Here is an 11,866-nt window from a genome sequence, read left to right as displayed (position 1 = left end):
GGCGGGCGGATCCCGTCAGCCGTCCAGTTTCTCTTGGCGCAGCAGGAAGAACGACGCGATCGACGCCGCCAGGAGTACCGCCGCGCCCGCGCCCGCCGCCAGGCGCATGCCGTCTGTGAAGGCGTGTTGGGCGGCTTCGAGCAGGGCTGTGGCGTGGGGTGGGGGGAGGGTGGTCGCCGCCGCGGCCGCGCCGCCCAGGGAGTCGTGTGCGGTCGCCGCCGCGGCCGGTGGGATGCCCGGGGGTGTCGTGAAGTCGCGGTAGACGCCCGTCACGATCGAGCCGAGCAGCGCGATCCCGAGCGCCGCGCCCAGTTCGTACGCCGTCTCCGACACCGCGGACGCCGCGCCCGCCTGCTCCTTCGGTACGCCCGCGAGGATGACGTCCGCCGTGACCGTGAACGACAGTCCCGCGCCGACGCCGACGACCAGCAGGACCGCGCCCAGCGGCGCGTAGCCCGTGGCCGGGCCGAGTCCGGTCAGGGCGGCCAGTGCGAGCCCGATCGCGGCGAGGCCGCCGGCCACCACGGACCGTACCGAGTAGCGGCGCGCGGCCACTCCCGCCAGCAGCCCCGCGGCCACCGCCCCGACGGCGGCAGGCAGTTCCGCGAGGCCGGCCTCCAACGGGGAACGCCCCTGGACCAGTTGGAAGAACTGGGACAGGAAGAAGACGAGGCCCGACAGCCCCAGGATCGTCAGCAGGTCGGCCAGCACGGCCCCGGAGAAGCCCCGGTTCCGGAAGAGCCGCATGTCCAGCAGGGGCCTCGCCAGGGTGAGTTGGCGGCGTACGAACCAGAAGAGCGCCACGGCTCCCGCCACCCCGGCCGCCGCGGCCTCCGCGCGTATCCCGTGCGCGGCCGTCTCCTTGACCGCGTACACCACCCCGACCACACCGACCAGGGACAGCACCACGCTGACCAGGTCCCAGGGGCCCGGCGAAGGGTCCTTGGACTCGGGCAGCAGCCGCGCCCCGACGACCACCAGGACCGCCATCACGGGCAGGTTGATCAGGAAGACCGAGCCCCACCAGAAGTGCTCCAGCAGGAAGCCGCCCACCACCGGGCCCACGGCGGCCCCCGCCGAGGCGGTCGCGCCCCAGACGCCGACGGCGAGGCTGCGCTCCCTCGGGTCGGGGAAGATGTTGCGGATCAGCGCGAGGGTGGCCGGCATCAGCGTCGCGCCGGCCACCCCGAGCAGGGCCCGCGCGGCGATCATCATCTCCGGGCTCGACGCGTACGCGGTCAGCACGGACACCCCGCCGAACGCGGTCGCCCCGAGCAGCAGGAGCTTCTTGCGCCCGATGCGGTCACCGAGGCTGCCCATCGAGACGAGCAGCCCGGCGATGACGAACGAGTAGATGTCGCCGATCCACAGCAACTGCGTGCCGGTGGGCCGGAGATCCTCGCTGAGGAACGGGGTGGCGAGGCCGAGGACCGTCGCGTCGACGGCCACCAGCAGGACCGCGAGGACCAGCACGGCCAGCGCGAACCAGCGGGCCGCGCGGGGCAGTTGCCCGCCCGGCTGCGCCGGACCGGCCGGTTTCGCCAACAGGTGCGTACTCATGCGGCCGTACTCCGTCGCGCTCCGCCGAGCAGCAGCTCGGTGGTCATGTACGTGAAGTCCTTGGCCGCGACCCGCCCGTCCTGGACGGACCAGGCACAGGCCCCGATCAGGGCGTACAGCGCCTCGGTCAGCCACGCGGGGCTGAGGTCGATCCGGAACTCGCCGCCCTCCTGGCCGCGCCGGAAGAGCGCGGAGACGCGGGCGTCGAGACGGTTCCACCCCTCGTCGACCTCGCCCTCGAAGAGCTGGTTCTCGGTGACGAGGAAGGCGAGGAGCCCGGCGGCCGGTTCGACGGCCGCGACCAGGCGCCGCAGCGCCTCGGCCGCCCCGCCCTCGTCCAGCCGCGCGGTGTCGAGCGCCGTCTCGAACTCCTGGATGCCCAGCTCCTCCAGCGCCTTCACCAGCGCGTCCCGCCCGGCGAAGTGCCGGTGCAGGGTCGCCCGGCCGATCCCGGCGGCGCGGGCCACCTCGTCCATGGTGGCGGTCGCCTTGCGGGTGAGCAGGGCGGCGGCGGTACGGAGCACCTGGTCACGGTCCACAGTCATGAGACGAGCATAACCCAAATGAGACGCTCACGTCTCATGGCTCGGAATCCCCTTCCCCGCACGGGGGCCGGTTCGCGATCATGGTGGGATGAAGCCACTGCTGCTCATCGACGTGGACGGGCCACTCAACCCGTACGCGGCCCAGGCGACCCGGCGACCCGCCGGGTACACCACTCACCGCATGCGGCCGTCCGGCTGGACGGAGACCAAGGCACTGCGGGTCTGGCTCAACCCCGAGCACGGCGTGGAACTGCTCGCGCTCACCGAGTGGTTCGACCTCGTCTGGGCCACCACCTGGAAGGGCGAGGCGAACGACTGGATAGGCCCGCACCTCGGGCTGCCCGAACTGCCGTACATCGACTGGCCCCAGATGCACGGAAGGGCCCCTCGCGGGACCTTCTGGAAGACGCAGTACATCCTGGAGTACGCGGCGGGGCGGCCGTTCGCCTGGGTGGACGACGACATCACGACGTTCGACCACGAGTGGGTGGACGAGAAACACCTCGCCGCCGCCCTGTTGCTGTACGTCGATCCCCGGATCGGGCTGATCCGGCCGGACTTCGACGCGCTCGCGGACTGGGCGGCGGCGCTGTAACTGAACCAAGCGACTCCGCAAGGGACGTGCGGGGATCAGCGCTTCGCGGTCGCCCACGCGTCCTGGATCACCAGGTCGGCCTTGAGCTCGGAGAGCTGGACGGCCACCGCCGACGGAGCCGTACCGCCGCGCCCGTTGCGGGACGCCAGCGAGCCCGCCACGTTGAGGACCGACCGCACGTCCGGCGTGAGGTGCTCGGAGATCTTGGCGAACTGGTCGTCCGTGAGCTGGTCCAGCTCGACGCCCAGCGCCTCGCACTCCTTGACGCACTCCCCCGCGACCTCGTGGGCCACCCGGAACGGCACGTTCTGCCGGACCAGCCACTCGGCGATGTCCGTGGCGAGCGAGAAGCCGGCCGGGGCCAGCTCCTCCATCCGTGTGCGGTTGACGGTCAGGGTCGCCATCATGCCGGTGAACGCCGGGAGCAGCACTTCCAGTTGCTCGCAGGAGTCGAAGACCGGCTCCTTGTCCTCCTGGAGGTCGCGGTTGTACGCGAGCGGCAGGGCCTTCAGCGTGGCGAGCAGGCCCGTCAGGTTGCCGATGAGCCGGCCGGACTTGCCGCGCGCCAGCTCCGCGATGTCCGGGTTCTTCTTCTGCGGCATGATCGACGAGCCGGTGGAGAAGGCGTCGTGGAGGGTGACGAAGGAGAACTCCTTCGTGTTCCACAGGATGATCTCCTCCGCGATCCGCGAGAGGTTGATGCCGATCATCGCGGTGATGAAGGCGAACTCGGCGACGAAGTCACGCGAGGCCGTACCGTCGATGGAGTTGCCCACCGAGCCCCGCTCGAAGCCCAGTTCGGCGGCGACCGCCTCCGGGTCGAGGCCGAGGGAGGAGCCGGCCAGCGCGCCGGAGCCGTACGGGGAGACCGCCGTGCGCTTGTCCCACTGCCGCAGCCGCTCGGCGTCCCGCGAGAGCGGCTGGACGTGCGCGAGGATGTGGTGCGCGAAGAGGACGGGCTGCGCGTGCTGGAGGTGCGTACGGCCCGGCATCGCGACGGACTGGTGCGCCTCGGCGAGGCCGACCAGCGTGCGCTGGAGGTCCGTGATCAGGCCGCCGATGGTCCGGGCGTGGTCGCGCAGGTACATCCGGAAGAGCGTGGTGACCTGGTCGTTGCGGGACCGGCCGGCGCGGAGCTTGCCGCCGAGGTCGGCGCCGACCCGTTCCAGGAGGCCCCGCTCCAGGGCGCTGTGGATGTCCTCGTCGGCGACGGTGGCGACGAACGAGCCGTCGGTGACGTCGGCCGCGAGGCGGTCGAGACCGTCGATCATCCGGGTCAGCTCGTCGGCGGTGAGCAGTCCCGCCTTGTGGAGGACGCGGGCGTGGGCGCGAGAGCCGGCGATGTCGTACGGGGCGAGCCGCCAGTCGAAGTGGACGGACGCCGACAACGCCTCCAGCGCCGCGGAGGGGCCGTCTTCGAAACGGCCGCCCCAGAGCCGGACGTCACCCTTGTTGCTGCTCACTGCTGCTCCTCAGAGGGATCGGGAAGTGCCACCGCCTCCCCGCCGCGGAGGAACGGGGAGGCGGACGCCGTGCGGAGTGGGAGGGGATCAGGCCAGGTCGCGCTTGGCGGCGATCTTCGACGAGAGGCCGAAGATCTCGATGAAGCCCTGTGCCTTGGACTGGTCGAACGTGTCGCCCGAGTCGTACGTCGCGAGGTTGAAGTCGTACAGCGACTCCTCGGACTTCCGGCCGGTGACGACGGCGCGGCCGGCGTGCAGGGTCATCCGGATGTCGCCGGTGACGTGCTGGTTGGCCTCGTTGATGAAGCCGTCCAGGGCACGCTTGAGCGGGGAGAACCACAGGCCGTCGTAGACCATCTCGCCCCAGCGCTGCTCGACCTGCCGCTTGTAGCGGGCCAGCTCGCGCTCGACGGTGACGTTCTCCAGCTCCTGGTGGGCGGTGATCAGGGCGATCGCGCCGGGGGCCTCGTACACCTCACGGGACTTGATGCCCACGAGCCGGTCCTCGACCATGTCGATCCGGCCGATGCCCTGGCCGCCGGCCCGCTCGTTGAGCTGCTGGATCGCCTGGAGGACGGTGACGGGCCTGCCGTCGATGGCGACCGGGACGCCCTCCTTGAAGGAGATGACGACCTCGTCGGCCTCGCGCGGGACGGCCGGGTTCTGCGTGTACTCGTAGATGTCCTCGATCGGCGCGTTCCAGATGTCCTCCAGGAAGCCCGTCTCGACGGCGCGCCCGAAGACGTTCTGGTCGATGGAGTACGGGGACTTCTTGGTGGTCGCGATCGGGAGGTTCTCCTTCTCGGCGAAGGCGATCGCCTTGTCCCGGGTCATCGCGTAGTCGCGGACGGGCGCGATGCACTTGAGGTCGGGGCCGAGCGCGGAGATGCCGGCCTCGAACCGCACCTGGTCGTTGCCCTTGCCGGTGCAGCCGTGGGCGACGATGCCGGCGCCGTGCTTGTGCGCGGCGGCCACGAGGTGCTTGACGATCGCGGGCCGGGAGAGGGCCGAGACCAGCGGGTAGCGGTCCATGTAGAGGGCGTTGGCCTTGATCGCCGGGAGGCAGTACTCCTCGGCGAACTCGTCCTTCGCGTCCGCGACCTCGGCCTCGACCGCACCGCAGGCGAGCGCGCGCTTGCGGATGACGTCCAGGTCCTCGCCACCCTGGCCGACGTCCACGGCAACGGCGATGACCTCGGCGCCCGTCTCCTCGGCGATCCAGCCGATGGCGACGGAGGTGTCCAGGCCGCCCGAGTAGGCGAGTACGACGCGCTCGGTCACGGGTTTCTCCTTACGGTGCATTCACTGATGGGTATAACTATGCAGTCGGCCGTATGCTTTGTCAAAGTGCCTCGTCAGGGCCGTGCCAGGGGTCCGCGCCGGGGGCCCGGGGTGGGTACGGCTCGGGGCCGGTACGCCCTCTCCCGCCGAGCGGGGGTGCCCGCGACAATCGTGGCATGGGAAAGCTCTACGAACGGATCGACGGCCGGATACGGGCCTTCATCGAGGAACAGCCCGTCTTCTTCACCGCCACCGCGCCCCTGGCGGCCGACGGACACGTCAACCTCTCCCCCAAGGGGCGCGCGGGCAGCCTCGTCGTGCTGGACGAGGAGACGCTCGCGTATCTCGACTTCGGCGGCAGCGGGGCCGAGACCCTCGCGCACGTACGGGAGAACGGGCGCATCACGCTGATGTGGTGCGCGTTCAGCGGCCCGCCGAAGGTCCTGCGGGTGCACGGCAGGGGCGAGGCGATCTTCCGGGACGATCCACGGTGGGCGGAGTACGTCCCGCGCTTCGGGGCGGCGGACGGGCCGTCCGCGCGGGCCGTGATCGTCGTCCATGCCGTACGGATCAGTGACGCCTGCGGGTTCGCGGTGCCCTTCATGGACTACCGGGAGGAGCGCACGCAGCACGCCGAGCACTTCGGGCGGAAGACGGACGACGAGTTCGCCGCGTACTGCGAGAAGAAGGACCACGTGGGGGTGAGCCTGGACGGGCTGCCCGCGCTGCCGCTGCCGTTGCCGGCGCGGACCGCTTGAGCGGTTGCTCGCTTCGGTGTTTGGGTACGTCGGCGCTTCGGTGCCTGAGCGCCCTTACGGGCGGTCCGGAGTCCCGTACGGGTGAGGGTGGCGGCCTCCCGGGGGCCGTGGGCCGGGCCGGCCCGTACCGTCCCGAGCATGCGAAACGCTCTCCCGTACGGCCGGAAGGCCGTGGTGCTCGCCGCCGCCCTGCTCGCCGCGATCGCCGTGACGGGCGCGGGGCCCGCACCGCCCCTGCCCGCGCGCATGGCGGACACCGGCGGCGGCAGCCAGCTGATCACCGCGGAGGCGCCGGACCTCCGGTCCACCACGGGGCGGGTGACCTGGTGGGACCTGCGCGGCGGGCGGTGGGTGGCCGCCGGGTCGGCGGACGCGCGCTTCGGCGCCCGCGGGCTGGTCGAGGGGACGCGCCGGGAGCAGGGCACCTCGACCACCCCGACCGGCCTCTTCGACCTGCCGTACGCCTTCGGGGTCGCGGCGCCGCCCGCCGGGACGTCGTACCGCTACCGCCGGGTGACGCAGGCGTCCTGGTGGTGCGAGGACACCGCGTCGCGGTCGTACAACCGCTGGGTCGAGGGGCTGCCCGGGGACTGCCGGGCGGGCGAGTCCGAGCGGCTGGCCGACTATCCGACGCAGTACGCCCGCGCCCTGGTCACCGGCTACAACTACGAGCGGCCGGTCCGGGGGCGGGGCGCCGGGATCTTCCTGCACGTCAACGGGAAGGGCGCGACGGCCGGCTGCGTGTCCGTACCGGCCGACGCGATGCGCCGCATCCTGGCCTGGGCCGATCCGCGCCGGTCGCCGCACCTGGCGGTGGGGACGCGGACGGGCGGGACTGCGATCACGCGTTACTGAGGGGGCGGGTCGGGGCGTCGCCGGGGGGCTGCGGACCGGACTTCGGGCGGAGGGCTCTGGAGCGGGCTTCGGGCGGGGGCTCTGGACCGTCGGGAGCTCTCCCCCTTAAGGTTCATACATGCCTGGACAGGTTCACAAGCATCAGCACATCGCGCGCGCCCTCGCCGACGAGATCCGCGCCGGGGTGCACTCCGACGGCAGCAGGCTCCCCGGCGAGCACGCGCTGACGCAGCGCTTCGGCGTGAGCCGTACGACCCTGCGCCAGGCGCTCCAGGTCCTCGGCGAGCAGGGGCTCATCTCCACGCACGCGGGCATAGGGTCGTTCGTCACCTTCGACGGGACGCCGCTCGACAACCCGCTCGGCTGGACCCACGCGCTGACCGGCGCGGACGTCGAGCTGTCCACGGAGATCCTCCTCTTCAAGGACGTGACGGACCAGCGGCTGGCCGGTGAACTGGGCACGCCGTCCAGCGTGTTCGTGGCGCTGGACCGGGTCCGGCGGCTGCCCGACGGGCAGGGGATCTCGCTCGAACGCAGCCGGGTCCCCGCCGTCGGCGCCCTCGCCGGGCTCCCGGAGCGGGGGCTCGACGGCGGGTCGCTGAACCGGGCGCTCGTCGCGGCGGGCCGGATACCCGACAGCGGCGACGGCCGGGTGTCGGTGCGCGCGCTCGACGCGGCGGACGCCGCCGTCCTGCGCCGCTCCCCCGGTACGCCGTTCCTGCACCTCGCCCAGGTCTTCCGGGCCGCCGACGGCTCGGTCGTGGAACAGATCACCAGCCTGCTCGATCCCGCCCGCTTCGAACTGCGCGTCCGCTCGGGACGAGGGGGCGTCTCGTGAGGCGGGGAGACGGAGACCTCCTGTGAGACCCCTTGAACCCCTCGGACCCCTTGTGACCGGTCAGCTGGACCGCGCCCTGGGCGCGTACTACGGACTCGCCCTCGGCGACGCCCTCGGCATGCCCACGCAGATGATGTCCCGGGAGGAGGTCGTACGGGTCTACGGCACCGTCTCCGGCTTCGAGCCCGCCCTCCCCGACAACCCGGTCAGCGCCGGGATGCCGGCCGGCTCGGTCACCGACGACACGGACCAGGCCGTCATCGTCGGCCGCCTGATCGACGAGGGCGACGGGCGGATCGATCCGCTCCGGTTCGCCGGGGAGCTGCTCGCGTGGGAGGCGGAGATGAAGGCCAAGGGCTCCTTCGACCTGCTCGGCCCCTCCACCAAGGCCGCGCTGGACGCGGTCGCGCGGGGGGTGCCGCCCGAGGAGGCGGGGCGGTACGGCTCGACCAACGGCGCCGCGATGCGGGTCACGCCCGTCGGGATCGCCTTTCCGGCCGCGCCCACGGCGGACTTCCTCGACCGGGTCGTGGAGTCCTGCCAGGTCACCCATGACACGACCGTCGGCATCGGGGGCGCGGCGGCCGTCGCGGCGGCGGTGAGCACCGGGGTGGCCGGGGGGACGCTGGACGAGGTCGTGGCGGCGGCGGTGACGGCGGCCCGGGCGGGCGCGGGGCGCGGGCACTGGATCGCGGGGGCGGGCATCGCGTCGCGGATCGAGTGGGCCCGCGCGCTGGTGCGGGACCTGCCGGACGCGGCGGCGCTCGACCGGATCGTGGACCTCGTCGGTACGAGCGTGGCGAGCCAGGAGTCGGTACCGGCGGCGTTCGCGGTCCTGACGGTGGCGGAGGGCGACCCGTGGCGGGCCGCCCTGCTGGCGGCGAACCTGGGCGGTGACAGCGACACGATCGGCGCGATCGCGGGCGCGGTGGCCGGCTCGGTCACGGGTTACGCGGCGCTCCCGGCGGAGGCGGTGACGACCCTCCGTACCGTCAACGACCTGGAGCTGGAGCCGTTGGTGACCCGCCTGCTGACACTGCGGAACGCGGTCCGGGGGGTGGAGTGTTGAGCGCGGGGAGTGCGGGGAGCGCCCGGCGGGGCGGCAACGGCCGGGCCGGTCCCCGCGTGGTCCTCGCCGGGAACGTCATCGCCGACCTGGTGATCGAGATCCCCGCGTTGCCCGAGCGGGGCGGGGACGTCATCGGGACGCGTACCGAACTGACCGCAGGGGGCGGGTTCAACACGCTCGCCGCCGCCCGGCGCCTCGGTACGGAGTCCGTGTTCGCCGGGGTGCACGGCACGGGCCCGTACGGTGAACTCGTGCGCGAGGCGCTCGCCTCCGAGGGCATCGAACTGGTGCTGCCGGTGCGCGAGGACGGCGACACCGGTTTCACCGTCGCGCTGGTCGAGGACGGCGGCGAACGTACCTTCGTCACCAGTTTCGGCGTGGACGCGGAGATGACGGAGGCGGACGCCGCGGCGGTGGCGGGGCAGGTACGGGCCGGTGACCTGGTGCAGCTCTCCGGCTACGGGCTCGTCATGCCGGTGAACGGCCCGCTGCTGGCCCGCCTCACGGCGCTCCTGCCCCCGGACGTCGTCGTCTGCCTCGACCCGGCGCCGCTGGTGGCGGACATCCCGGAGGCCGTGCTCGGCCCGGTGCTGGCCCGTACGGACTGGCTCAGCGCCAACGCCCGCGAGGCCCGGCTGATGTCCGGGCTCGACGACCCCCGCGCCGCCGCGTCCGCGCTGCGCGAGCGGCTGGCTCCGGGCGGCGGGGTGCTCGTACGGGTGGACAAGGACGGCTGCTGGCTGGCGGCGGCCTGCGCGGAACCGGTGCGGGTGCCGGGCTTCCCGGTGCGCGCCGTCGACAGCAGCGGGGCGGGGGACGCGCATGTCGGCGCGTTCCTGGCGCTGCTCGCCCAGGGGTTCGACCCGCTGACGGCGGCCCGGGGCGCGAACGCGGCGGCGGCGTACGCGGTGGCGCGGCGGGGTCCGGCGACCGCCCCGGACCGGGCGGAGTTGAGGGCGTTCTTGGGCGAGGACCCGTTGGCGGTACGGCTGTTCGGGGCGGCCGGAAGCGGCTCGTCCGGCGAGGGCGGGCACGGGTCGACGGGCGCGTGAGCGGCGCGAGCGGGCCGGCGTGTGAGCGGCGCGGGCCGGACGCGGGGCACCCCGGACGGGACGCCCCGGGCATGACACCCCTGGCATGGCGCCCCGTTCGAACGCCCCGTCAGCGGTCGTTCTGCGCCAGCTTCAGCAGGTGCTCCGCCAACGCCTGCCCCCCGGCCGGGTCCCGGCTGATCAGCATCAGCGTGTCGTCGCCCGCGATCGTACCCAGGACGTCGCTCAGCTCCGCCTGGTCGATCGCCGACGCCAGGAACTGCGCGGCGCCCGGCGGTGTCCGCAGGACCACCAGGTTCGCCGACGCCTCGGCCGAGATGAGCAGTTCGCCGGACAGGCGCCGCATCCGCTCCTCCTTGGCCGACTCCCCGAGCGGCGCGTGGGGCGTGCGGAACCCGCCCTCGCTGGGCACGGCGTAGATCAGCTCACCGCCGGTGTTGCGGATCTTCACCGCGCCCAGTTCGTCCAGGTCGCGCGAGAGTGTCGCCTGCGTGACGTTCAGCCCGTCGTCCGCGAGCAGCTTCGCCAGTTGGCTCTGCGAGCGCACCGGCTGCCGGTTCAGGATGTCGACGATCCGGCGGTGCCGGGCCGTCCGTGTCTGCGGCACGGACTGCCCGCCCTGCTCAGGTTCCTGGGCCTCGGTCATCGTTGTCTCATTTCCCCGGATCGTCCGTCCCCGTCGCCGTGTCGAGGACACCGGGCAGGATCTGGAGGAACCTGTCGACCTCGTCGTCGCCGATGATCAGTGGGGGCATCAGTCGTACGACGTCGGGGGCGGGCGCGTTCACCAGGAGACCGGCGTCCTGGGCCGCCCGGTGCACCTGCGGTGCGAGCGGCCCGGTGAGCACGATACCCAGGAGCAGGCCCGCGCCACGGACATGGGAGACCAGCGGGTGGCCCAGTCCCTCGATCCCGTCGCGCAGCCGCTCGCCGAGCCGCTTCACCTGGTCGAGGAGACCGCCGGCGGCCAGCGTGTCGAGGACGGCGAGCCCGGCGGCGCAGGCGACCGGGTTGCCGCCGAACGTCGTACCGTGCTGACCGGGCCGCAGCAGGTCGGCGGCCGGGCCGAACGCGAGGACCGCGCCGAGCGGCAGCCCGCCGCCGAGGCCCTTCGCGAGGGTGACGACGTCGGGCTCGACGCCCTGGTGTGCCAGGTACTCGAACCAGTGGCCCGTCCGCCCGATCCCCGTCTGCACCTCGTCCAGGACGAGCAGCGTGCCGGTGGCGCGGGTGATCTCCCTGGCCGCCTCCAGGTAGCCCTTGGGCGGGACGATCACGCCGATCTCGCCCTGGATCGGCTCGATGATCACGAAGGCGGTCTCCTCGGTGACCGCGGCCCGCAGCGCCTCCACGTCACCGAAGGGGACGTGCGTGACGTCGCCGGGCAGCGGGACGAACGGGGTCCGCTTGGGCTCCTGCCCGGTGAGGGCGAGCGAGCCCATCGTCCGGCCGTGGAAGCCGCCGGTGGTGGCGACCATGTGGGTACGGCCCGTCAGCCGGCCCATCTTGAAGGCGGTCTCGTTCGCCTCGGCGCCCGAGTTGCAGAAGAACACCCGGCCGGGGCGGCCGGCGAGCTGGATCAGGCGCTCGGCGAGGGCGAGGGGCGGCTCGGCGAGGTAGAGGTTCGAGACGTGGCCCAGCGACGCGATCTGGCGGGAGACGGCCTCGACGACGGCCGGGTGGGCGTGGCCGAGGGCGTTGACGGCGATCCCGCCGACGAAGTCGAGGTACAGGGTGCCGTCGGCGTCCCAGACGGTGGCGCCCTCGCCGCGGACCAGGGACAGCCGCGGCGTCCCGTAGTTGTCCGCCATCACGCCCTGCCAGCGCTGTACGAGTCCCTCGTTGCCGGT

General features: G+C 72.9%; 11 protein-coding genes and 1 pseudogene. 6 read left to right on the top strand and 6 right to left on the bottom strand.

Translation table 11 applies throughout. From position 1 onward, the window contains the following. Nucleotides 1-15 precede the first annotated feature (15 nt). Both HA039_RS28410 and HA039_RS28405 read right to left on the bottom strand, forming a co-directional pair. On the bottom strand, nucleotides 16-1,560 hold the full coding sequence (locus tag HA039_RS28410; RefSeq protein WP_167034188.1) for an MFS transporter: 1,545 nt from the start codon (nucleotides 1,558-1,560) through the stop codon (nucleotides 16-18). Next, nucleotides 1,557-2,105 (bottom strand): TetR/AcrR family transcriptional regulator, encoded by a 549-nt coding sequence (locus tag HA039_RS28405; RefSeq protein WP_167034187.1) that lies wholly within the window; start codon nucleotides 2,103-2,105, stop codon nucleotides 1,557-1,559. Before HA039_RS28405 ends, HA039_RS28410 begins: the two co-directional genes overlap by 4 nt. An 88-nt stretch (nucleotides 2,106-2,193) precedes the next feature. On the opposite strand from HA039_RS28405, the gene HA039_RS28400 reads away from it, so the two are divergent. Beyond that, nucleotides 2,194-2,700, top strand: coding sequence for an HAD domain-containing protein (locus HA039_RS28400; RefSeq protein ID WP_167034186.1), 507 nt, complete (start codon nucleotides 2,194-2,196; stop codon nucleotides 2,698-2,700). 35 nt (nucleotides 2,701-2,735) lie between these two features. On the opposite strand, the gene argH is transcribed toward HA039_RS28400, so the two are convergent. Together argH and HA039_RS28390 are read right to left on the bottom strand one after the other, a co-directional pair. Next, nucleotides 2,736-4,163, bottom strand: coding sequence for an argininosuccinate lyase (gene argH, locus HA039_RS28395; protein ID WP_167034185.1), 1,428 nt, complete (start codon nucleotides 4,161-4,163; stop codon nucleotides 2,736-2,738). Nucleotides 4,164-4,250: 87 nt separating this feature from the next. Beyond that, nucleotides 4,251-5,444 carry an argininosuccinate synthase gene (locus tag HA039_RS28390; protein ID WP_167034184.1) on the bottom strand — a complete coding sequence of 398 codons (1,194 nt, stop codon included), beginning with the start codon at nucleotides 5,442-5,444 and terminating at the stop codon, nucleotides 4,251-4,253. 176 nt (nucleotides 5,445-5,620) lie between these two features. On the opposite strand from HA039_RS28390, the gene HA039_RS28385 reads away from it, so the two are divergent. The 5 genes from HA039_RS28385 (at nucleotide 5,621) to HA039_RS28365 (ending at nucleotide 10,016) form a co-directional block, all read left to right on the top strand. Next, nucleotides 5,621-6,202: a pyridoxamine 5'-phosphate oxidase family protein gene (locus HA039_RS28385; RefSeq protein WP_167034183.1), complete on the top strand. Its 582-nt coding sequence runs from the start codon at nucleotides 5,621-5,623 to the stop codon at nucleotides 6,200-6,202. A 138-nt stretch (nucleotides 6,203-6,340) separates the two neighbouring features. Further along, nucleotides 6,341-7,057 carry a L,D-transpeptidase family protein gene (locus tag HA039_RS28380; protein WP_243869787.1) on the top strand — a complete coding sequence of 239 codons (717 nt, stop codon included), beginning with the start codon at nucleotides 6,341-6,343 and terminating at the stop codon, nucleotides 7,055-7,057. Between the two features lie 118 nt (nucleotides 7,058-7,175). Further along, nucleotides 7,176-7,895: a GntR family transcriptional regulator gene (locus HA039_RS28375; RefSeq protein WP_167034182.1), complete on the top strand. Its 720-nt coding sequence runs from the start codon at nucleotides 7,176-7,178 to the stop codon at nucleotides 7,893-7,895. 52 nt (nucleotides 7,896-7,947) lie between these two features. Then, on the top strand, nucleotides 7,948-8,964 hold the full coding sequence (locus tag HA039_RS28370; RefSeq protein ID WP_167034181.1) for an ADP-ribosylglycohydrolase family protein: 1,017 nt from the start codon (nucleotides 7,948-7,950) through the stop codon (nucleotides 8,962-8,964). Next, the gene (locus tag HA039_RS28365; RefSeq protein ID WP_167034180.1) at nucleotides 8,961-10,016 is read left to right on the top strand and encodes a PfkB family carbohydrate kinase; all 1,056 of its coding nucleotides are present in this window, start codon (nucleotides 8,961-8,963) and stop codon (nucleotides 10,014-10,016) included. The genes HA039_RS28370 and HA039_RS28365 overlap by 4 nt, the downstream gene beginning before the upstream one ends. A 109-nt stretch (nucleotides 10,017-10,125) precedes the next feature. On the opposite strand, the gene HA039_RS28360 is transcribed toward HA039_RS28365, so the two are convergent. Both HA039_RS28360 and HA039_RS28355 read right to left on the bottom strand, forming a co-directional pair. Continuing rightward, on the bottom strand, nucleotides 10,126-10,662 hold the full coding sequence (locus tag HA039_RS28360) for an arginine repressor (protein ID WP_167034179.1): 537 nt from the start codon (nucleotides 10,660-10,662) through the stop codon (nucleotides 10,126-10,128). Beyond that, nucleotides 10,659-11,827: pseudogene (locus HA039_RS28355) on the bottom strand (acetylornithine transaminase). The gene HA039_RS28360 and the pseudogene HA039_RS28355 overlap by 4 nt, the downstream one beginning before the upstream one ends. Nucleotides 11,828-11,866 lie beyond the last annotated feature (39 nt).

Source organism: Streptomyces liangshanensis, assembly GCF_011694815.1.
GTDB classification, from domain to species: domain Bacteria; phylum Actinomycetota; class Actinomycetes; order Streptomycetales; family Streptomycetaceae; genus Streptomyces; species Streptomyces liangshanensis.
This window is presented reverse-complemented; position numbering and strand designations above follow the sequence as displayed.

What these genes read in the sequence shown, in the direction of transcription:
- HA039_RS28385 (WP_167034183.1), top strand. Translation starts at nt 5,621, where the DNA reads ATGGGAAAGCTCTACGAACGGATCGACGGCCGGATACGGGCCTTCATC.
- HA039_RS28375 (WP_167034182.1), top strand. Translation starts at nt 7,176, where the DNA reads ATGCCTGGACAGGTTCACAAGCATCAGCACATCGCGCGCGCCCTCGCC.
- HA039_RS28360 (WP_167034179.1), bottom strand. Translation starts at nt 10,662, where the DNA reads ATGACCGAGGCCCAGGAACCTGAGCAGGGCGGGCAGTCCGTGCCGCAG.
- HA039_RS28405 (WP_167034187.1), bottom strand. Translation starts at nt 2,105, where the DNA reads ATGACTGTGGACCGTGACCAGGTGCTCCGTACCGCCGCCGCCCTGCTC.
- HA039_RS28400 (WP_167034186.1), top strand. Translation starts at nt 2,194, where the DNA reads ATGAAGCCACTGCTGCTCATCGACGTGGACGGGCCACTCAACCCGTAC.
- HA039_RS28410 (WP_167034188.1), bottom strand. Translation starts at nt 1,560, where the DNA reads ATGAGTACGCACCTGTTGGCGAAACCGGCCGGTCCGGCGCAGCCGGGC.
- HA039_RS28380 (WP_243869787.1), top strand. Translation starts at nt 6,341, where the DNA reads ATGCGAAACGCTCTCCCGTACGGCCGGAAGGCCGTGGTGCTCGCCGCC.